Raw genomic sequence first — 21,034 nt, forward strand, 5'->3', positions numbered from 1 at the left:
CGCTTCCCCCGCACCTTTGCCGGGAAGCTTCGCAGAGGATGGGCGACGCGGCTACTCGCCGTAGGGCGAGCGGGTGGAGATCGGCGCCTCGGGATCGGCCGGGGGCGGGGTGGCCGGCGTTGGGGCCGGCGTTGGCGGGGGTGGCGGTGCGGCGACCACCGGCGGCGGGACCACCAGCGGGGCGGGCGTCACGGCGGGCGGCGCGGGCTCGGGCGCGGCGGCCTCCGCCGGCGCCGGCTCGGCGGCCGCACGGCGGACCGCGCGCCGGGGCGCGGCGGCGGCCGTGCGCACCGGCGCGCTTTCCACCGAGCCGCGCAGCGTGGGCGCCGGTGCGGCCGCTTGCGTCGTCGAGATGGGCGCGGAGACCGCATCCGCAGCCGTGGACGGCGGGGTCACCGTCGCCGGCGCCGTGGCGGCGAGCACCTCGGCCGGCACCGTGGGGGGCGGCGGCTCGCGGGTCAGCACCCAGGCCGTCACGGCGATGCCGGCCGCGCCCGCGGCGAGGCTGGCTGCCAGCGGCAGGCGCGCCGCGAGGCCACGCCGCTTCGCCGGCCGGCGGATGGGCGGCGCGGCGAGGGGCGCGGCTTGCGCCTCGACGCCCGGCGCCGGCCTCGGCGCTTCAGCGACCGGCTGCGGAGGGGGCGTGGCCTCAGGGGCGGGCTCTGGCGCAGGGCGCGCGACCTCCGGCTGCGGCTGCGGGCGCGCCACGGGCGGGCCCATCGGGATCGCCGAGCCCGAGAAGATCGAGGTGGCCCGGGTGGGCGGCCGCCGCGTGATCGGCTGGGCCGCCGCGGATTGCGCCGCCGGCATGGGCGTCGGCGCGGCCGCCGCCGGCTGAGGCGCCGGTTGGGGCGTCGGCTCCGGCGCGGCCTGCGGCCGGGGCGGCGGCGCGGCGGCCTTCGGCAGGGCGCCCACGCGGAACGGCTGCTGCGGCATGGCCGGCCAGGCGCTCGGCCGGGCGTAGGGATTGGACGGGGTGTCCCGCTCAGACATTCGCGAAGTCTCCAGCGCTTGCGCCACCTTGCCAAGGAGTTCGGCGCTTCTGTGACGCTGCGCAACGGAAAAGGGCCGCCCCTCGCGGGACGGCCCCTTAACTCAGCCGTGGATCGGCGAGATCAGAAGATCTCGAACAGGCCGGCCGCGCCCATGCCGCCGCCGACGCACATGGTGACGACGCCGTACTTGGCCCCGCGGCGCTTGCCCTCGTACATCAGGTGGGCGGTGCAGCGGGCGCCGGTCATGCCGTAGGGGTGGCCGATGGAGATCGAGCCGCCGGAGACGTTGAGCTTCTCGTTGGGGATGCCCAGCTTGTCGCGGCAGTAGAGCACCTGCGAGGCGAAGGCCTCGTTCAGCTCCCAGATGTCGATGTCGTCGATGGTGAGGCCGTTGCGCTCCAGGAGCTTCGGGATCGCGAACACCGGGCCGATGCCCATCTCCTCCGGGCCGCAGCCGGCCACGGCCATGCCGCGGTAGGCGCCCAGCGCCTCGAGGCCGCGCTTCTCGGCCTCCTTGCGCTCCATGAGCAGCACGGCGGCGGCGCCGTCGGAGAGCTGGCTGGCGTTGCCGGCGGTGACGAACTTGCCTTCCGGCACATAGCGGCCGCCGCGGAACACCGGCTGGAGCTTCTGGAGGTCGGCGAGTGTGGTCTGCGGGCGGTTGCCCTCGTCGGCGGAGATGGTGATCTCCTTGTCGGCCGTCTCGCCGGTCTCCTTGTTGACCAGCACCTTCATGACGGTGGTGACCGGCACGATCTCGTTGGCGAAGCGGCCCTCGGCCTGGGCCTGGGCGGTGCGCTGCTGGGACTGCAGCGCATAGTCGTCCTGCGCCTCGCGGGAGACGCCGTAGCGCTCGGCGACGATCTCGGCGGTCTCGATCATCGAGGTGGCGAGCTCGGGCACGTGGTCGCGCAGCCAGGGGTCGCCGGCCATGAAGCGGTTGATCTTGTCGTTCTGCACCAGGCTGATCGACTCGATGCCCGCGCCGATGGCGATCGGGGCGCCGTCGTTGATGATGTACTTCGCGGCCATGGAGACGCCCATCAGGCCCGAGGAGCACTGGCGGTCGATGGTCATGCCGGAGACGGTGTTCGGCAGGCCGGCGCGCAGGGCCGCCTGGCGGGCGATGTTGTTGCCGGTCGTGCCCTGCTGCAGGGCCGAGCCCATGGCGACGTCGTCGATCTCGCCGGGATCCACGCCCGCCTGCTCGACCACCGCGCGGATGGCCTCGGCGCCGAGCGTCGCGCCGTAGGTGTTGTTGAACGCGCCGCGGTAGGCCTTGCCGATGGGGGTCCGCTTGGCGGCGACGATGACGGCTTCACGCATGGGGAGGTGTCCTGCTCAGTTGCAATGTAAGGCCGCTCACCCCGGCGAAAGCCGGGGCCCAAGCCGAGCCCGCCGCGCCGGCTCCGAAGCCGGGGGATAGGCTGCTTGGGTCCCGGCTTCCGCCGGGATGAGCGGTAGTTTCGATCAGCGGCCGAAGTCGGCGATCTTCTTGCCGTCGGCGACCAGCTTCTCGAGCGTCGCGGCGGGCTTGAAGTCGTCGCCCATGGCGCCCTGGAACTCCTTCATCTTGGCCAGCACCTTGTCGGCGCCGACCTGGTCTCCGTAGAACATCGGGCCGCCGCGGTAGACGGGCCAGCCGTAGCCGTTGACCCAGACCACGTCGATGTCGGACGGGCGGATGGCCTTGCCCTCCTCGAGGATCTTCAGGCCCTCGTTGATCATCGGATAGACGCAGCGCTCGAGGATCTCCTCGTCGGAGACCTTGCGGGGGTTGCGGCCCGACTTGACGATGAAGTCGTTGATGATCTTCTCGGTGACGGGCGAGGGCTTGGCGTTCCGGTTCTCGTCGTAGTCGTAGTAGCCCGCGCCGGTCTTCTGGCCGCGGCGGTCCATCTCGCAGAGCACGTCGCGGATGGTCTCGCCCTTGGAGTTCTCCTTCACCCAGCCGATGTCGAGGCCGGCCAGGTCGCTCATGGCGAACGGGCCCATGGGGAAGCCGAAGTCGTAGAGCACGCGGTCGATGTCCCAGGGCATGGCGCCTTCCATGACCAGCTTCTGGGCCTCGCGCTGGCGCTGGCTGAGCATGCGGTTGCCGATGAAGCCCGGGCAGACGCCGGCCAGGACGGCGATCTTGCCGATCTGCTTGGCCAGCTTCATGGACGTGGCGATCACGTCCTTGGCGGTCTTCTCGCCGCGGATCACTTCCAGAAGCTTCATGACGTTGGCCGGCGAGAAGAAGTGCAGGCCGATGACGTCTTCGGGACGCGAGGTCGCCGAGGCGATCTCGTCGACGTTCAGGTAGCTGGTGTTGGTGGCCAGGATCGCGCCCGGCTTGGCGATCTTGTCGAGGGAGGCGAAGACCTCCTTCTTGATGTCCATGCGCTCGAACACGGCCTCGATGATCAGGTCGCAGTCGGCGAGGTCGGCGCGGTCGAGCGAGCCGGTCAGCAGGCTCATGCGCTGCTCGGTCTGCTCGGGCTTGGCGCCGCGCGAGCGCTCGTAGTTCTTGCGGATGGTGGAGAGGCCGCGGTCCAGGGCGTCCTGCTTCAGCTCGACGATGGTCACCGGGATGCCGACGTTGGCGAAGTTCATCGCGATGCCGCCGCCCATGGTGCCGGCGCCCAGGACGCCGACCTTCCTGATCGGCCGCGTCGCGGTGTCGTCCGGCACGTCGGGGATCTTCTGCGCCTGGCGCTCGGCGAAGAAGTAGTAGCGCTGGGCCGCCGACTGGGAGCCCATCATCAGCTCCATGAACAGCTTGCGCTCGACGGCCAGGCCCTCGTCGAAGCTGGCCGAGTTCACGGCGGCCTCGACGCACTGGATGTTGTACTCCGGCGCCAGGAAGCCGCGGAACTTGCGGGCGTTGGCCTTGCGGAAGTCGGCGAAGATCTCCGGCTTGCCCTTCGCGGCCTCCAGCTTGGCGTTGTTGTCGCGCACCTTCACCAGCGGACGGCCCTCGGCCACCAGCTTGCGGGCGAAGGCCACGGCGCCGTCCTTCAGCTTGCCTTCCTCGACCAGCTCGTCGACCAGGCCCATCTCCAGGGCCTCCTTGGCCGGCGCGTGGCGACCGGAGGTCATCATCTCCAGCGCCTTCTCGACGCCGGCGATGCGCGGCAGGCGCTGGGTGCCGCCGGCGCCCGGCAGCAGGCCCAGGTTCACCTCCGGCAGGCCCAGGCGGGCGGACGGCACGGCCACGCGGTAGTGGGCGCACAGCGCCACTTCCAGGCCGCCGCCGAGCGCGGTGCCGTGGATCGCGGCGACCACCGGCTTGGGCGAGTTCTCCATCATGCCCTGGACGTCGGGCAGGCTCGCGCCCTTCATGGCGCCGCCGAATTCGGTGATGTCGGCGCCGGCGATGAAGGTGCGGCCCTCGCAGATCAGGACGATGGCCTTGGCGTCGCTGGCGATGGCCTGCTTGAAGCCTTCGTAGAGGCCGTCCCGGACATTGGCCGACAGGGCGTTCACCGGTGGCGAGTTCAGCGTCACGATGGCGACGTCGCCGTCCTGCGTGAGCGTGGTCACCGAATTGATCTCGGTCATGTGAAACGTCCCTCGATAATGGATGGCGGGCCGCTCTTTGCCTTGGCGGCCGTGGAATTCAAACGCTTGTTATAGGCCTCGCCGGGCCCTACCAAGTCAACCGGCCCAAGCACAAGGGCCCAGCAAAGGGGAGGTCTCGAAGAGATGGCTCAGGATCTGTTCTCACTCGACGGGAAGGTGGCGCTGGTCACCGGCGGCTCGCGCGGCATCGGCAAGATGATCGCAAAGGGCTTCCTCGAGGCCGGCTGCCGCAAGGTCTACATCACCGCCCGCAAGGCCGAGGCGTGCGACGCCACCGCCGCCGAGCTCGGGCCGCAGTGCGTGTCCCTGCCCCAGGACCTGTCCACGATGGAGGGCATCAAGGCCTTCGTCGCGCGCTACCTCGAACACGAGGACAAGCTCGACATCCTGCTCAACAACGCCGGCGCGGCCTGGGGCGCGGACTTCGACGAATTCCCGGAGAGCGGCTGGGACAAGGTGATGAACCTGAACCTGAAGTCGCCCTTCTTCCTGACCCAGGCGCTGCACGCGACGCTGACGAAGTCGGCGAGCCAAGAGCGGCCGGCCAAGGTGATCAACATCGCCTCGATCGACGGCATCCGGCTCAACCCGCAGGAGACCTACTCCTACCACGCCTCGAAGGCCGGGCTGATCTACCTGACCCGCCGGATGGCAGCGCGCCTGATCCAGGACAACATCGTGATGAGCGCCATCGCGCCGGGCGCCTTCGCCTCGGACATGAACCGGGTGGCGCGCGACCAGGGCGACCAGGTCGCCAAGCGCATCCCGTCGCGCCGCATCGGCACGGACGAGGACATGCAGGGCGTGGCCATCTACCTGGCCTCGCGGGCCGGGGATTATGTGGTCGGCGAGACCATCGCGGTGGACGGCGGGGTGGCGCTGGCGAGCTTCGGCGGGCTCTGAGCGGCGCGCCGGGCGCCATGGTTTGGCTCGGTTTGCGGTATCAGGGGTTGAACAGCTGAGCCGAGCCGCCCTTGACCGACGCCAAGCCCCCCGTCCCCTCCAGAGCCCCGCGCCGCACGCTGCGCCTGATCCTGGTGGTGATCGGCGTGGGGATTCTGGTCGCGGCGCTGGCGCTCTATGCGGCGCGGCGGGTGATCGCCCGCGAGGCGCTGACCGGCTGGCTACAGTCCAAGGGCATCGCCTCGGAAGCGGAGATCGAGGCGTTCGGCCTGACCGGGGCCACGGCGCGGCTGCGGATCGGCGACCCGGCCAACCCTGACTTCACCGCCGAGCGGGTGGAGGTGGGCTACGCGCTGCGTGGCTTCGGCGTGGAGGTGGGCTCGGTGAAGCTCACCCGGCCGGTGCTGCGGGCCAGCGTCCGGAAGGGGAAGCTGAGCGCGGGCGTGCTCGACCCGCTGATCGAGGAATTCCGCCGCCGGCCGCCACGGCCGGAGGCGAAGAAGCCGCGCATCGAGATCGACGATGGCGAACTGCGGCTGGCCACCGACTACGGCCCGGTGCGGCTGACCGCCGACGCGCTCGTCAACGACGGCAGGCTGATGTCACTAAGCGCCGCCTCGGCGCCTGCGCGGCTGAAGGGCCGCGACTTCGAGGTGGCGACGGGCGCGGGCGTGCTGCGGGTCACGACCCGCGGAGCGCGGACCACGGCGAGCCTGGACGCGCCGGTGGCGCAGGCGCGAGCCGGGGGCGCGGCGCTGACGACCGGGCGCCTGCGGATCACCGCCGAGGCGCCCTATCCGGACCTGCAGAAGAAGCGCAGCGACGGGCCGCTGACGATCCGCGCGAGCCTCACGGGACGCCGGCTGGCGCTGGGCGAGCAGGGGCTGGACGACGCCGAGCTTACCGCGGCCTTCACAGGCGACAGCGCGGGCTGGATCCCCGACCTGACTGTGCGCGGCCGCGCGAGCGCCGAACTGCGCGCAGGCGGCGCCGACGTGGCGGGCGGCACGACCGGGCTGATCCGGGCGGGGCTCGCCGCGCCGGACCTCGTCTGGACCCGCAAGGGCGGCGACGCGGTGGCGGCCACGGTGCGCCTGACCGGCGCGGGCCAGGCGATCGCCGTGTCGGACCTGCGGCTGGCGAGCGTCTCGGCGACGCTGGAGGGGCCGGCGGCCTGGCGCAAGGGCGAGGCCTCCGTCCGGCTGGTCGGGGGGATCGAGGGCCGCGGCGGCTGGCTGGGGCTCGGCGCGCCGACCGCGGCGGATTCGCCGGAGATCGCGGCCGTTAAGCTCGGGGTGCGCAGCTTCCGGGCGGCGGCGACCGGGGTCACGGCCCGCTACGCGGGCGGCGCCCTGCAGCTCGGGCTCTCGGGGCCGGCGCGCCTCAACCCCACGGCGGGCGGCGAGGCGAGGCTGGCGCCGCGCGGGGGCGGCTGGACGCTGGCGGTGGTCGGCGGAGGCCTGCCGAAGGTGGACGCCGACATCCGCCGCTTCGCGCTGGCGGACGGGGGGGCGACGGCGGTCGGCCGGGTGAAGGCTGCGCTGTCCATCGGGCCGATCCAGCAGGGGGTGTTCGACGCCTCGGGCACGCTACGCATGGGCGAAGGCGTGCGGTTCACCGGCGACCGCTGCGCGAGCGTGACGGCGGCCCGGCTGGAACTCGGCGAGAACGACGTGGAAGGCCTCTCCGGGCGCGTCTGCCCGGTGGCCGGCGATCCGCTGCTGACCTTGAACGGCGGCGACTGGCGGATCGGCGGGCGGGCCGAGGACGCGGCGGCGAGCGTGCCCTTCCTGCAGGCCCGGGTGGCGGAAGCCGACGGGCGGGTGGTGATGGGGCTGTCCCGCGGCCGGCTGCACGCCACCGCGGCGATCGCCGACGCGCTCGTCGCGGACACGGCCCCGGAGACCCGCTTCCATCCGCTCCGGATGAGCGGCCGCGCCCTGCTGGCGCGCGACGTCTGGACCTCCGACCTCGCCTTCCGAACGCCGGCGGGCCAGCCGGTCGCCGCCGCGCGGCTGGGCCACCAGTCGCTGAGCGGGGCTGGCGGCGTGGAGATCGACACGGGCCTGCTCGCCTTCGCCGACGGCGGCCTGCAGCCGGAACAGCTCTCGCCGCTCGCCGCGGCTGTGGGATCGCCCGCGGCGGGCTCGGCGCGCTTCGCCGGCGGTTTCCAGTGGACCCAGGCCGGCGTCACGAGCGGCGGGACCCTCACGGTTCCGCGCCTGGACTTCACCAGCCCGGCAGGCCGGGTGACGGGCCTCTCGGGCGAGGTGGCGTTCACCAGCCTCGCTCCCCTCATCGCTGCGCCCGGCCAGGTCCTGCGCGCCGAGTCGGTGGACGCGGTCCTGCCGCTGACCGGCGTCACCGCCACCTTCGCCCTGGAGGAAGGCGGCCTCCTCATCTCGGGCGGCGAGGCCGCGGTGGGCGGCGGCCGGGTGACGGTGGAGAGCGTGCGGATCCCGTTGGGGCCCGACGAGCCGGCCCGCGGCGTGCTGAACTTCGAGGGCGTGCAGCTGCACGACGTGGTCGAGGCCTCGCCGTTCGGCGACAAGGTGGAGTTCGACGCCCGGGTGAGCGGGCGGGTGCCGTTCGAGGTGAAGGGCCAGCAGGTGCGCATCCTCGGCGGCTCGCTCAGGGCCATCCAGCCGGGCCGCATCTCCATCCAGCGTGCGGCCCTGACCGGGGTGGCCGCCCAGGGCGAGGTCGCCACGCCAGGCGCGCCGGCCGCCGTCGCGCCGGAGCCCTCCACCGACACCTTCACCGACTTCGCCTACCAGGCGATGGAGAACCTGGCCTTCGACACCCTCGACGCCACCATCGAGAGCCGGCCCAACGGCCGGCTGGGCGTGATCTTCCACATCGTCGGGCGGCACGATCCGCCGAAGAAGCAGGAGATCCGCCTGGGCCTGATGGACCTGATCCGGCGGGACTTCATGAACCGCAAGCTGCCGCTGCCCTCCGGGACCGGCGTGAACCTGACGCTGGACACGACGCTGAACCTGGACGATCTCCTGAAGGACTTCGCCGACTACCAGCGGCTGCGCAGTTCACCCCCGGTTCAGCCGTGAACCGCCAAGAGGAGGCCGGAGACTTGGAGACGACCGCATGATCGCCCAGAACCGATCACTGGCCGCCGCCCTGGGAGCGCTCGCGCTCACCGGCGCAGGCCTTGCCGCCTGCACGCCCACCATCCGGGTGGATGTGAAGCCGATCACCATCTACGCCAAGCTGGACGCTGACGTCCGCTTGCGGCTGGACGAGGAAGTGAAGGCCTTGATCCAGCAGAACCCGAACCTCTTCTGAGGCGTCTGAAAGACATGCAGGGACGTGAACTCATCGGGATCGGCGCGGCCGTCATGGCGGCGCTGGTCCTCCCCTCCGCCGCCGTCGCCCAGTCGGCGGCCGCGAAGGCCACCGTGGACCGGGCCAAGGCCGCCGGGATCGTCGGCGAGCAGTCCGACGGCTTCCTGGGCTTCGTGACCGACGCCGCCGACCCGGCCATCCGCCAGGCGGTGGCCGAGATCAACGCCGGCCGCGCGCAGGTCTACCGCGAGGCGGCGGCCCGCGCCGGCACGACGCCGGAAGCGGCGGGCGCGGCGGCCTATGTCCAGGTGGTCCAGGGCCGCCTGAAGCCCGGCGAATACTACCGGCCGAACGGCGGCGGCTGGGTGCGCAAGTAGCCTAGCCCGCCCGGGCTGCCAGGTCGGCGGCCGGGGCGCGGTCGATCGCCTCGCCGATCGCCTGCAGCAGGCGGGCGAGCTCCAGCGGCTTGGAGACGAAGCCGTCCATCCCGCAGGCCAGGTATTCCTTCACCTGGTGCGACATGGCGTTGGCGGTGAGCGCCACGATCGGCGTGGGCGCGCGGCCGGCCTCGCGCTCGCGGGCGCGGATCTCGCGGGTGGCCGTGGGCCCGTCCATGTCCGGCATCTGGACGTCCATCAGGATCACGTCCCAGGGCTCGCGGGCCCAGGCGGCCACCGCGTCGCGGCCGTTGTCGACCAGGGTCACCTCGAAGCCGAGCTGGCCCAGCATGGCCTTCAGCACCGCCTGGTTCATCTGGTGGTCCTCGGCGGCGAGGATCCGCAGGGGCCGGTCGAAGGCCGCCGTGGGCGGCTCCGGCGCGGCGGGCGCGGCCTCCACGGCGCGGGCCAGCGGCAGGCGCACGGTGAAGACCGATCCGCGACCCACCGTGCTCTCGACCTCGATGGTCCCGCCCATCAGCGTGCAGAGCTCCCGGCAGATGGAGAGGCCCAGGCCGGTGCCGCCGTAGCGGCGGGTGGTGGAGGCGTCGGCCTGCACGAACTTGTCGAACAGGGCGCTCAGCCGCCCGGGCGGGATGCCGGGCCCCGTGTCGGCGACCGTGATGGTGACCGCGCCGCCGAGTTCGCGGATCGTCGCCTGCACCTGGCCGTGCTCGGTGAACTTCGCGGCGTTCGCCAAAAGGTTGGAGAGGATCTGGCGGATACGCGTCGGGTCCCCCGCCCAGAGGCCGCGGGCGGAGGCCTCGGTGGTGACGGCGAGGCGCACGCCCTTGGTCGCGCAGAGCGCCTGGAACGAGGCCTCCAGGTCCCGGCCCAGCGCCTCGAAATCGATGACGCCGGCCTCGAGTTCGACCTTGCCGGCCTCGATCTTGGAGAGGTCGAGCACGTCGTTGAGCAGGGCCAGCAGGGCCTCGCCGGATCGGCGGATGATCTGCAGCCGCTCGCGCTGGTCGTCCGGCAGGTCGCCGGCGGCCATGGCCTGTGCCATGCCGAGCACGCCGTTCAGGGGGGTGCGGATCTCGTGGCTCATGTTCGCCAGGAAGGCGCTCTTGGCGGCGCTCGCCTCCTTCGCCTCGCGCAGGGCCGTCAGCCCCACGGCCCGCAGGATGAAGGCCGCGGTCAGCAGCAGGATGGTGCCCGTGGCCACGGCGAAGGTCTCGGCCGGGGAGGCCCCCCGGAGCCAGGCGAAGGGCGGCAGGGCCAGGCACAGGAGAGCCGTCGGAAGGGCGCTGGCGCAGAAGGCTGCGCGCGAGGACCGGCTGACGGCCGCGGCGTTGAGCAGGGCCCCCGTCAGGATCAGCACGCCCACCATCATGGTCCAGGGCTGGTCCGACAGAAGCGCGCTGAGCGCCAGCACGTCGAAGATCCCATTGGCCAGGAACATCAGCGCCAGAGGCGGGCCGGCGGCGGCCTGGCGGCCGGCCTCCAGCCGCCGGGCCATGCGGCCGGCCCACTGGTATTCGGCGAACTGCACGGCGTACCAGCCCGCCAGCCAGGCCACCGCGGGCGCCCAGCCGAGCAGTGGACCCAGGCCCACGGCCATCCCCAGCCCGATCGCCACCCGCAGGCCGATCTGCTGGCGCCGGGACACGACGGCCTCGACGAGATCAGGCTGCGCGAGCTTGAACATCCGGCCACACTAAGCCCTCGCGATTAAGGCTCCGTTGCGGGCGACGGGCAGGCCTTGCCCCTTAAGCTGCTGAGTTAGCGCGGAAATCGGGAAGCGCGGGAAAGGGTGCGGGTGGGGAGCGGCGACCATGCTCCCCACCCGGTCCAAAGCCGTCCGCCCGTCCATCCCCTCGGCGGCGGGCGGTTCGGCCTCAGAGGGCGCGGTAGGCCGGGAGCGTCAGGAACTCCTCAAAGGAGTCCGAGAGGCTCATGTCGGTGAAGATCTTCACGGCCTCGGCGAAGCGGCCGCCGTCGAAGGCCTGGGCCGGCAGGGTCTGGCGCAGGGCCGCCATCTCCTCGTCGAGCAGCTGGCGGAACAGCTCCGGCGTCACCTCGCGGCCGTCGGCCAGCGTCGCCTTGTGGCGGATCCACTGCCAGATCTGCGCGCGGCTGATCTCGGCGGTCGCGGCGTCCTCCATCAGGTTGTAGAGCGGCACGGCGCCCTTACCCCTGAGCCAGGCCTCGATGTACTGGACGCCCACGCGGATGTTCTCGCGCAGGCCGGCTTCCGTGCGCTGGCCCTCGTGGACGCGCAGCAGGTCCTCACGGGTGACGGTGACGTCCTCGCGCAGCTTGGAAAGCTGGTTCGGGGTCGGCATCAGCCGGTCGAAGACCTCCATGGCCACCGGGACGAGGTCCGGGTGGGCGACCCAGGTGCCGTCGTGGCCGTTGCCCGCCTCCCGCTCCTTGTCCGCGCGGACCTTGGCGAAGGCGGCCTCGTTGGCGGCCGGATCGCCCTTCACCGGGATCTGGGCCGCCATGCCGCCCATGGCGAAGGCGCCCCGGCGGTGGCAGGTCTGGATGAGCTTCAGCGAGTAGGCGTTCAGGAACGCGCTGCCCATGGTCATCACCGAGCGGTCGGGGGTGAGCGCCTCCGGCTGGGCCTTCAGGCGCTTGATGAACGAGAAGATGTAGTCCCAGCGGCCGCAGTTCAGGCCTGCCATGTGGTCGCGCAGTTCGTAGAGGATCTCCTCCATCTCGAAGGCGGCCGGCAGGGTCTCGATCAGCACCGTGACCTTGATCGTGCCGTTGGGGACGCCGAGCGCCTGCTGCGCATAGACGAAGACCTCGTTCCAGAGGCGCGCCTCCAGGTGGCTCTCCATCTTCGGCAGGTAGAAGTAGGGGCCCGTGCCGGCGGCCAGCGTCGCCTTGGCGTTGTGGAAGAAATACAGGCCGAAGTCGAAGAGCGAACCGCTCATCTCCTCGCCGTCCACCAGGGCGTGGGCCTCGGGCAGGTGCCAGCCGCGCGGCCGGACGATCAAGGTCGCGACCTGGTCCTTCAGGGCGTAGCTCTTGCCGCTGGCCGGGTCGGTGAAGCCGAGCTTCCCGGCCCAGCGGTCCTTCAGGTTGACCTGGCCCTCCAGCATGTTCTGCCAGGTGGGCGAGGAGGCGTCCTCGAAGTCGGCCATGAACACCTTCGCCCCGGAGTTCAGGGCGTTGATGATCATCTTGCGGTCGACCGGGCCGGTGATCTCCACGCGGCGGTCCTGCAGGTCGGCGGGGATCGGCGCGACCTTCCAGTCGCCGTCGCGCACGGCCTTGGTCTCGGCCAGGAAGTCGGGCCGGGCGCCGGCGTCGAAGCGGGTCTGGCGCTCTTCGCGCAGCGCCAGGAGCTCGAGGCGGCGATCGTTGAACCGGCGGTGCAGCTCGGCCAGGAACGCCAGCGCCTCGGGCGTCAGCACCTCGGCGGCGCGGCCTTCGACAGGTCCGTTCAGCTGGACGGCGGGGCGGGCGGCGACATCGACGGACATGGGCAGGCTCCGGAGCCGGGAAATGGGGGCGAGGGCGGCTTCAGCCTTCGCGAAAAAACAACCCCCCGCCAAGGGTCACGGAGAAAACACGGCGGGGGGCTTCTTGAGGTCTTGGTGGACGATCCTCAGGCGGGCAGGACGAGCTGCTCGGAGGCGATGGCGTACCTGGCGGTGGCGCAGGCGCGGGTCTCTTCCGAGACCCGCTTCCACGCCGCCTTCGCCTCGTCGCGCGTCTCGAAGGGGCCCATCACCTGAGGGGCGCCGCTCTTCAGCGTCTTGAAGGCCAGGCAGCTGTACTCGCCGCCGACAACCCAGAACCGTTCCTTGGTCATCGCAACTCTCACCAGCTTGGTCTTAGGCGAACTGGTTCATCGTGTTGTGGACGCCGCCGGCCTTGAGGGCCGCTTCGCCCGCGAAGTACTCCTTGTGGTCGTCGCCCACGTCCGAGCCGGACATGTTCTGGTGCTTCACGCACGGGACGCCCTTGCGGATCTCCTCGCGCTGGACGCCCAGGACGTAGCCCAGCATGCCCTGCTCGCCGAAGTACTCCTTGGCCAGGTTGTCGGTGCTGAGCGCGGCCGTGTGGTAGGTCGGCAGCGTGATCAGGTGGTGGAAGATGCCGGCGCGCTTGGCGCCGTCCGCCTGGAAGCTGCGGATCTTCTGGTCGGCCTCTATGCCGAGCGGCGTGGTGTCGTACTCGGCGCTCATCAGCTTGGCCTTGTCGTAGGCGGAGACGTCCTTGCCGGCCTTCGCCCACTCCTCGAACACCTGCTCGCGGAACTTCAGCGTCCAGTTGAAGGACGGGCTGTTGTTGTAGGCGAGCTTGGCGTTCGGCATGACCTCGCGGATGCGGTCTACCATGCCGGCGATCTGCTCCACGTGCGGCTTCTCGGTCTCGATCCACAGCAGGTCTGCGCCGTTCTGCAGCGAGGTGATGCAGTCGAGCACGCAGCGGTCCTCGCCGGTGCCGGCGCGGAACTGGAAGAGGTTGGACGGCAGGCGCTTCGGACGCAGCAGCTTGCCGTTGCGGTTCAGGACCACGTCGCCGTTCTTCATGTCGGCCGGCGCGATCTCCTCGCAGTCCAGGAAGCTGTTGTACTGGTCGCCGAGGTCGCCCGGGGTCTTGGAGACGGCGATCTGCTTGGTCAGGCCCGCGCCGAGCGAGTCGGTGCGCGCCACGATGACGCCGTTGTCGACGCCCAGTTCGAGGAAGGCGTAGCGGACCGCGCGGAGCTTCTGGATGAAGTCCTCGTGCGGAACGGTGACCTTGCCGTCCTGGTGGCCGCACTGCTTCTCGTCGGAGACCTGGTTCTCGATCTGGATGGCGCAGGCGCCGGCCTCGATCATCTTCTTGGCCAGCAGGTAGGTGGCCTCGGCGTTGCCGAAGCCCGCGTCGATGTCGGCGATGATCGGGACCACGTGGGTCTCGAAGTTGTCGATCTTGTCCTGGAGCTGCTGCTCCTTGGCCTTGTCGCCGGCCTTGCGGGCGGCGTCGAGGTCGCGGAACAGGCCGCCCAGCTCACGGGCGTCGGCCTGCTTCAGGAAGGTGTAGATCTCCTCGATCAGCGCCGGGACCGAGGTCTTCTCGTGCATCGACTGGTCCGGCAGCGGGCCGAACTCGGAGCGCAGGGCCGCGATCATCCAGCCCGACAGGTAGATGTAGCGGCGCTTGGTCGAGCCGAAGTGCCGCTTCACGGCGATCATCTTCTGCTGGGCGACGAAGCCGTGCCAGCAGCCGAGGCTCTGGGTGTACTTGGAGGAGTCGGCGTCATAGGCCGCCATGTCCTCGCGCATGATCGAGGCGGTGTACTTGGCGATCTCCAGGCCGGTCTTGAACCGGTTCTGCAGGCGCATGCGGGCCACGGCTTCGGGATCGATTCCGTCCCACGTGCCGTTCTTGCTCTGGATGAGCTGGCCCATCTCGATAATGTGGTCCTGGTAAGCCATGTGCCTCTTCCACGGATTGACTGGCGCTTTGACAAGCGTTCGAGGCCTTTAACGCTTGAAATCCAAAGCGGGAAAGCGCCGCCGTGTTGGCAAAAGGCGTGTCTGTAACAGCTCGCCATTGTCATAGTTGTAAATCTGTGACAAACACACAGCCATGGCTCTCGCCTCGACAGACCGGAAGCTGTTCCTCGGCGCCCGCATGAAGCGCCTGCGCCGGGAGCTGGGGCTGACCCAGACCCGGATGGCCGAGGACCTTGGGGTCTCCCCCAGCTACCTCAACCTCCTTGAGCGCAACCAGCGGCCGGTGACGGCCCAGGTGCTGCTCAGGCTGGCCGAGGCCTACGACCTCGATCTGAAGACCCTGTCGTCGGACCCGGAGTCGGCCAGCGCCACGGGCCTGTCGGAAGTGTTCTCCGACCAGATGTTCCGCGACCTGGGCGTCGCCCGCCACGAGATCGCCGAGGTGGCGGATTCCGCGCCCGGCGTGTCGGAGGCGATCGTGCGGCTCTACCGCGCCTACCTCGACCAGCGCCGCATCGCCGACCTTGGCGGCGTCGGGCGGCCGGAGGACGGCACCCTGGTGCAGCCGGTGGTCACGCCGTCGGACTGGGTGCGGGACTACATCCAGGCCCAGAAGAACCACTTCGCCGACCTGGAGGACGCCGCCGACGCATTGTCGGCCGAGCTGAAGTCCGAGCCGCAGGACTTCCCGCAGGCCGCCCGCGAGCGGCTGGCCCGGAACTTCGGCGTGCAGGTGCGGGTGGTGCCGGTGGACGTCCTGCCCGAGAGCGTCCGGCGGTTCGACTACCACAGGAAGCGGCTGTTCCTGTCGGAGGTGCTGACCGGGGCCGGGCGCAACTTCAGCCTGGCCTACCAGCTGGCGCTGCTGGAGCACCGCGAACTCCTGGAGACCCTGGCCGACAAGGCCGCGCCGCCGGACCGGCCGACCCGCAATCTCCTGAAGGTCAGCCTGGCCAACTACCTGGCCGCCGCGGTGCTGATGCCCTACGGGGCCTTCTACGAGGCGGCCGAGCGCACGGCCTACGACATCGAACTGGTCCGCGCCCGCTTCGGGGTGTCGTTCGAGCAGGCCTGCCATCGGCTGACGACCCTGGCCCGGCCCGGGACGCGGGGGGTGCCGTTCTTCATGGTGCGGGTGGATTCGGCGGGCAACATCTCCAAGCGGTTCGCCGGCTCGGCCTTCCCGTTCTCGCGGTTCGGCGGCGCCTGCCCCAGGTGGAACATCCACTCCAGCTTCCGCACGCCCGGGCGGATCATCACCCAGATCATCGAGACGCCGGACGGCCAGCGCTACTTCACCATCGCGCGCACCGTGGCGCGGGTGGCGCGGCCCTTCGCCTCGGAGGAGTCGGACCTCGCCATCGGCATGGGCTGCGAGCTGAAGTACGCCGAGCGGCTGGTCTATTCGCGCGGGCTCGACCTGCGCGATCCGGTGGCCACGGGAATCGGGCCCGCCTGCCGGATCTGCGAGCGCCCGGCCTGTCCGCAGCGCGCCGCGGAGCCGATCAGCCGGACGCTTACCGTCGACGACTTCACCAAGTCGATCACGCCCTATCCCTTCGCCTCGACCTGACTGAGAGCGGTACCCACTGGCGCGCCCGTGTTTCACGTGCGCAAAATGCCGGACCAGTTGGGGGAGACGTATGGCGCAGCGTAGCGCGGCCCGAGCCACGGACCGTTTTGAGCGTAAGCGGGAGGCGATCCTCGACGCGGCCACGGAGATCCTCAACCGCAAGGGCGTTAAGGGCCTGACCCTGGGCGTGGCCGCCGCCGCCGTGGACCTCTCCACCACCAGCGTCACCTACTATTTCAAGCGCAAGGACGACCTGGCCGCCGCCTGCATGATGCGCGGCATCGAGGCCATGCATTGGTGCATGGAGCAGGCCCTCCTGGAGTCCACCCGCGAGGCCCGGCTGCACCGCCTTCTCACTTTGCACCTGGAGCGGCTGCGGCTGACGGCGGTGAACGAGGCGCCGCCGTTGCCGGTGCTCTCCGACCTGAGGGCGCTGAACCAGCCGCGCCGGGGCGAGGTGCGGAAGGCCTACGGCAAGATGTTCCGCAAGCTGCGGGAGATCTTCGAATCCCCCGACCTCGACTGGCTGACCCGCGGCCGCCGCACGGCGCGGACCCACATGCTGCTCGAGCAGCTCCTGTGGGCGCCCGCCTGGATCGGCAAGTACGACCCCGAGGACTACGACCGCGTCCGCGACCGCATGTACGATATCCTGGTCGAGGGCATGGCGGCCGAGCGCTCGACCTGGGGCCCCGCGCCGATCCCGGTCTCCGAGCTCGCGCCGCGCGACCGTCAGGAGATGAGCCGCGAGACCTTCCTCCTGGCCGCCACCCGGCTGATCAATTCCCGCGGCTACAAGGGCGCCTCGGTGGACAAGATCTCCGCCGAGCTGAACGTCACCAAGGGCAGCTTCTACCACCACAACGACGCCAAGGACGACCTGGTGGTCGCCTGCTTCGACCGCACCTTCGAGGTGATGACGCGGGTGCAGCGCCTGGCCATGGCCCTGCCGGGCGACCAGTGGACCCACCTGTCGAGCGCGGCCGCGGCGCTGGCCGAGTACCAGCTCTCCGAGCACGGGCCGTTGCTGCGGGTCTCGGCGCTGACCGCCCTTCCCGAGCCGATACGCCGCCAGATGGTGCAGCACTCCGACCGGGTGTCGGACCGCTTCGCCTCGATGATCTCGGACGGCATAGCCGAGGGCTCGATCCGGCCGGTGGACCCGTTCATCGCCGCGCAGATGCTGAACGCCACCCTGAACGCAGGCGCCGAGCTCGGCTATTGGGTCCCGGGCGTCAGCCAGAAGGCCGCGCCGGCGGTGTTCGCCCGGCCGCTGCTGATGGGCATCTTCGGAAAATAGGTCCTAAGTCGCGGCGCGGTGCGCCTCGATCTCCTCCGGCTCACGCTCGTCGAGGCCGCTCAGCTCCTCGCGGGCGCCCTCCTGGGCGCGCAACAGCTCGTCGAGCTTGGCCTGGATGGCCTGCGTGTCCCGGTGTTCGGCGCGCTGGATGAACAGGGTCATCATCCAGGTGGCGAGCGTCGCCACCCCGTGCATGTCCAGGCTGTGCCGGTCGAAGACGATCCAGGCCAGGGTGTAGAGCCCCAGCACCACGAAGGCCGCCGGGCGCGCCGTGAACACGCCGAGGCTGGTGAGGCCGCGTCTGACCGGATGGTCCGCCATTCGCCGCCAACGCGGGGCCGGCGCGGCCGTTCCGTCAGGGGGAGAGCTTCGCCGTCGACGAAGGCGGCTCCCCGTGCTCCGCGAGCTCGGTCGCCGCCGCCAGGCGGGCCAGCGACTCCTCGTGGCTGCGCCGGCTGATCCGGTATCCGGCCAGGCAGACCAGAGCGATCACATACAGGGCCCCGAGCACCGGGACGTAGGTGGCGCCCAGGCGATGGAGCACGTCGGCCGGCACTTGGCCCGGCTGGGCGCCCTGCGGAAACTGCACGAAGCCCAGCAGCATGCCGGAGGCGAAGATGCCCACTCCGCTCACCGCCTTCTGGATGAAGGCGGCGGCGGCGAAGAACAGCCCCTCCTGCCGCCGGCCCGTGCGCAGCTCGGAGTCCTCCACCACGTCGGCGATCATCGAGTTCAGCAGGATCGCGCCGGCCGTGCCCATGGCGGTCGAGATCACGTTCTGCACGAAGATCAGGGGATAGATCCCGCCCCACGCGTTGCCCGGCAGAACGCCGGTCAGGCGCAGCATGATTGGGGTGGCGCCGACCAGCAGGGAGGCGATGATCATCGCCATGGCGGAGGGCCGCTTGTTGAACCGCCGCGACACCGTCGGCGCCAGGATCGCGCCAATGATCGCCGCGGTCAGGCTGGAAAACGAGAAGTAGGCGATCTGCTCGCGGGAGAACTCCCAGAAATAGGTCGACATGTAGGTGGAGATCGAGAACAGCAGCCCCACCGCCATGGAGAAGAACAGGTAGGCGCCCAGCAGCGCCAGGAACGACCGGTTGGCGAGCGTGCCGAACATCTCGCGCACCAACACTCCCAGGGTGGCCTCGCGGTGCGGGGCCTCGCGCAGGCGGGGGATCTCGCGATGGGTGCCGAGCGCCGACACGAGGATGGCCACGGCCATGATGATCGCCGCGGCGAAGCCGTAGGTCGAATAGCCGGCGGGGTTGAGCTGGCCCACCGGGTGCTCGGCGTCGGGCTTGAGGAACACCATCCAGGCGGCGAAGTAGATAGCCAAGCCGCCGATCCAGGAGAACAGCATCCGCCAGGAGAGCAGGCGGGTGCGCTCGTCGTAGTCGGTGGTCAGCTCCGCGGCGAGCGCCTGCGAGGGGATTTCGTAGACCGTGATGAAGCTGCGGATCAGGATCGCCACCACGATCAGGTAGACGAACAGGGCGTCGTGGCCCCAGCCGGCCGGCGGGTTCCAGAGGAGGACGTAGCTGACCGCGACGGGGATCGCCGCGGCGTACATGAAGGGGTGGCGGCGGCCCCACCTGGAGCGCCAATTGTCCGAGACCTGGCCGACGATGGGGTCGATGAAGGCGTCGACGCAGAGCGCGATCATGATCGCCAGGCCGACGGTCTGGGCCGGCAGGCCCATGACCTGGTTGTAGAAGATCAGCAGGAAGTAGTTGAAGCCGTTGTCCTTCACCCCGAAGGCGATGGTCCCCGACCCGTAGAACAGCCGCGTCGGCAGGCTGAGGCGACGCGCGGTCGGGTTCACGGCGGCTGTCACGAGGTCCCCTCTCCTCCGGCGGCCGTTCGGCCTGCCTTTGACCTAACGGTGCGGGCCGCCCAGACCGACGTCAACCGGTCACGGCTTTATGGGTGCGGGCTCACCGGGCAGGGCGGGCGGGGCCTCGGGATCATCGGCGATCTGCTCGGCGGCGGCGGCCGAAACCTCGCGCAGGCGACGCAGGTTCTCCTCGTGCATCTTCCGGGTGATGTTGAAGGCCAGCAGGCAGAGGATCGCCAGGCCGTAGAGACCGACGAGGGTCGGGATGTAGGCGAGGCCCAGGCTGCGCAGGGTCTCCGGCGCGATCTGCGAGCGCTCCGCCTTCTCCGGGAAGTCCACGAACGCCAGCACGCCGGTGGCGATGAACACCCCCATGCCGGAGATCACCTTGCGGAACAGGTTCTGGGCCGAGAGCAGCAGGCCCTCCGACCGGCGGCCGGTCTTCACCTCCGCGTCCTCGACCACGTCGGCGATGATGGAGAACAGCAGCACCCCGGTGGCGGCCGCCAGCGTCGCGTTGATGATCTCCTCGCCGTAGAGCAGGACCAGCAGCTCGGGGGAGCCGTTCTCGGGCGCGAGGCCCAGGAGCCGCAGGGACACGGGCGTGATGTGGACCAGAACGGCCGTGGCGAAGACGGTGATCACGCCCCACTTCTTGCCGAGGTAGCGGCCGACGATGGGCGCGAGGAACACGCCCATGAAACCGCCGATGACGCTGAAGGTGGCCAGGGTTGCGAGCTGCGACTGGCGCAGTTCCCAGAAGTAGAGGCCGAAATAGATCTCCAGCCCGTTGCGCGCCCCGACCGCGATGGCGATCAGCATGGCGGCGACGGTGGTGACGATGAAGGCGCGGTTGTTCAGGGTGGCGGCCACCTCGCGCAGCATGGCGGGGATGGTGATCTGGCGCGCCGGAGCCTGGTGCAGGTGCGGGATGTGCTTCGCCGTGCCCAGGGTCGATACGAGGATCGTCGTGAAGATGATGATCGCCCCGGTGAGCGAGTAGGCGAAGTAGCCGTCGCGGGCCAGCACCCCGCCGGTGCCGTCCGGCCGCTCCTTCAGGAAGACCTGATAGGCCAGGATCGTCATGCCGAGACCGCCCGCCACCATGAAGAAGTGCCGCATGGAGAGCAGGATGGTGCGCTCGTCGTAGTCGCGGGCCAGCTCGGGGGCGAGCGCCTGGTGCGGCAGCTCGAAGAAGGTGTCGAACACGCGGACGGAGATGACGCAGACGGCGAGGTAGGCTGCCAGCGCGCCATCGCTCCAGCCCACCGGCGGGTTCCACAATAGGTAGAACGAGGCCGCGTAAGGAAGCGCAGAGGCCAGCATGAAGGGATGGCGCCGGCCCCAGCGGGAGCGGAAGTTGTCCGAGATCTGGCCGACGATCGGATCCAGGACCGCGTCCACCACGAGCGCCGCCATGAGGATCGCGCCCACCGTCTCCGGCGGCAGGCCCACCACCTGGTTGTAGAAGATCACCAGGAAGGTGGAGAGCGCGCGCAGCTTGAGGTTGGTGGCGGCGGCGCCGACGGCGTAGAGCAGCTTCGTGCCGAGGCCAGGGCGCCGCCATTCCGCGGGGCTCGCGGTTGCGGTCATGGTTTCCTCCCGCCGCGATGGAGCGGCCAAATTCCCTAGATCGGCGGCTCTGGCGACCGCCGTAATGACCGGACGGTGCGGGCGGTCTGCCGCAGCGTCAACGGATTTGATCTTT

At 70.5% G+C, this 21,034-nt stretch carries 16 protein-coding genes; 6 read left to right on the plus strand and 10 right to left on the minus strand.

Annotated features, from left to right (window positions below; genetic code table 11):
* Nucleotides 1-51 precede the first annotated feature (51 nt).
* The 3 genes from VM685_RS08390 to VM685_RS08400 all read right to left on the minus strand — a co-directional run bounded on the left by VM685_RS08390 (nucleotide 52) and on the right by VM685_RS08400 (nucleotide 4,541).
* Nucleotides 52-993, minus strand: a complete 942-nt coding sequence (locus VM685_RS08390) for a hypothetical protein (RefSeq protein WP_325459689.1) — start codon at nucleotides 991-993, stop codon at nucleotides 52-54.
* Nucleotides 994-1,115: 122 nt separating this feature from the next.
* On the minus strand, nucleotides 1,116-2,321 hold the full coding sequence (locus VM685_RS08395) for an acetyl-CoA C-acyltransferase (RefSeq protein ID WP_325459690.1): 1,206 nt from the start codon (nucleotides 2,319-2,321) through the stop codon (nucleotides 1,116-1,118).
* 144 nt (nucleotides 2,322-2,465) lie between these two features.
* Entirely contained in the window at nucleotides 2,466-4,541 is a 2,076-nt protein-coding gene (locus tag VM685_RS08400; RefSeq protein WP_325459691.1) for a 3-hydroxyacyl-CoA dehydrogenase NAD-binding domain-containing protein, read from the minus strand.
* 144 nt (nucleotides 4,542-4,685) lie between these two features.
* Between VM685_RS08400 and VM685_RS08405 the strand changes: the two genes are divergently transcribed.
* From VM685_RS08405 to VM685_RS08420, 4 genes are all read left to right on the plus strand, one after another.
* Nucleotides 4,686-5,465: an SDR family oxidoreductase gene (locus tag VM685_RS08405; protein ID WP_325459692.1), complete on the plus strand. Its 780-nt coding sequence runs from the start codon at nucleotides 4,686-4,688 to the stop codon at nucleotides 5,463-5,465.
* 71 nt (nucleotides 5,466-5,536) lie between these two features.
* On the plus strand, nucleotides 5,537-8,533 hold the full coding sequence (locus VM685_RS08410) for an intermembrane phospholipid transport protein YdbH family protein (RefSeq protein WP_325459693.1): 2,997 nt from the start codon (nucleotides 5,537-5,539) through the stop codon (nucleotides 8,531-8,533).
* Nucleotides 8,534-8,570: 37 nt separating this feature from the next.
* Nucleotides 8,571-8,768, plus strand: coding sequence for a YnbE family lipoprotein (locus VM685_RS08415; RefSeq protein ID WP_325459694.1), 198 nt, complete (start codon nucleotides 8,571-8,573; stop codon nucleotides 8,766-8,768).
* A 14-nt stretch (nucleotides 8,769-8,782) separates the two neighbouring features.
* A complete protein-coding gene (locus VM685_RS08420) occupies nucleotides 8,783-9,145 on the plus strand; it encodes a YdbL family protein (protein WP_325459695.1) in 363 nt (120 codons plus the stop codon).
* A 1-nt stretch (nucleotide 9,146) separates the two neighbouring features.
* Here the strand turns inward: VM685_RS08420 and VM685_RS08425 are convergent, their stop codons facing one another.
* The 4 genes from VM685_RS08425 to VM685_RS08440 form a co-directional block, all read right to left on the minus strand.
* Complete coding sequence (locus VM685_RS08425; protein WP_325459696.1) at nucleotides 9,147-10,856, minus strand: ATP-binding protein; 1,710 nt, start codon at nucleotides 10,854-10,856, stop codon at nucleotides 9,147-9,149.
* Between the two features lie 190 nt (nucleotides 10,857-11,046).
* Complete coding sequence (gene aceB, locus VM685_RS08430) at nucleotides 11,047-12,645, minus strand: malate synthase A (RefSeq protein WP_325459697.1); 1,599 nt, start codon at nucleotides 12,643-12,645, stop codon at nucleotides 11,047-11,049.
* Between the two features lie 125 nt (nucleotides 12,646-12,770).
* Entirely contained in the window at nucleotides 12,771-12,977 is a 207-nt protein-coding gene (locus tag VM685_RS08435) for a DUF4170 domain-containing protein (protein ID WP_325459698.1), read from the minus strand.
* A gap of 22 nt (nucleotides 12,978-12,999) precedes the next feature.
* The gene (locus VM685_RS08440) at nucleotides 13,000-14,592 is read right to left on the minus strand and encodes an isocitrate lyase (protein WP_325459699.1); all 1,593 of its coding nucleotides are present in this window, start codon (nucleotides 14,590-14,592) and stop codon (nucleotides 13,000-13,002) included.
* Nucleotides 14,593-14,746: 154 nt separating this feature from the next.
* Here VM685_RS08440 and VM685_RS08445 point away from each other — a divergent pair, with 154 nt between their 5' ends.
* Together VM685_RS08445 and VM685_RS08450 are read left to right on the plus strand one after the other, a co-directional pair.
* Complete coding sequence (locus VM685_RS08445; RefSeq protein WP_325459700.1) at nucleotides 14,747-16,186, plus strand: helix-turn-helix domain-containing protein; 1,440 nt, start codon at nucleotides 14,747-14,749, stop codon at nucleotides 16,184-16,186.
* A gap of 70 nt (nucleotides 16,187-16,256) precedes the next feature.
* A complete protein-coding gene (locus VM685_RS08450; protein WP_325459701.1) occupies nucleotides 16,257-17,486 on the plus strand; it encodes a TetR/AcrR family transcriptional regulator in 1,230 nt (409 codons plus the stop codon).
* Between the two features lie 3 nt (nucleotides 17,487-17,489).
* On the opposite strand, the gene VM685_RS08455 is transcribed toward VM685_RS08450, so the two are convergent.
* The 3 genes from VM685_RS08455 to VM685_RS08465 form a co-directional block, all read right to left on the minus strand.
* Nucleotides 17,490-17,807, minus strand: coding sequence for a low affinity iron permease family protein (locus VM685_RS08455; protein WP_325459702.1), 318 nt, complete (start codon nucleotides 17,805-17,807; stop codon nucleotides 17,490-17,492).
* Between the two features lie 34 nt (nucleotides 17,808-17,841).
* Nucleotides 17,842-19,326: an MFS transporter gene (locus VM685_RS08460; RefSeq protein WP_325459703.1), complete on the minus strand. Its 1,485-nt coding sequence runs from the start codon at nucleotides 19,324-19,326 to the stop codon at nucleotides 17,842-17,844.
* A 78-nt stretch (nucleotides 19,327-19,404) separates the two neighbouring features.
* Entirely contained in the window at nucleotides 19,405-20,919 is a 1,515-nt protein-coding gene (locus tag VM685_RS08465; RefSeq protein WP_325459704.1) for an MFS transporter, read from the minus strand.
* Between the last annotated feature and the right edge of the window lie 115 nt (nucleotides 20,920-21,034).

The sequence above is a fragment of the Phenylobacterium sp. genome (genome assembly GCF_035539035.1).
In the GTDB taxonomy this organism is placed as follows: domain Bacteria; phylum Pseudomonadota; class Alphaproteobacteria; order Caulobacterales; family Caulobacteraceae; genus Phenylobacterium.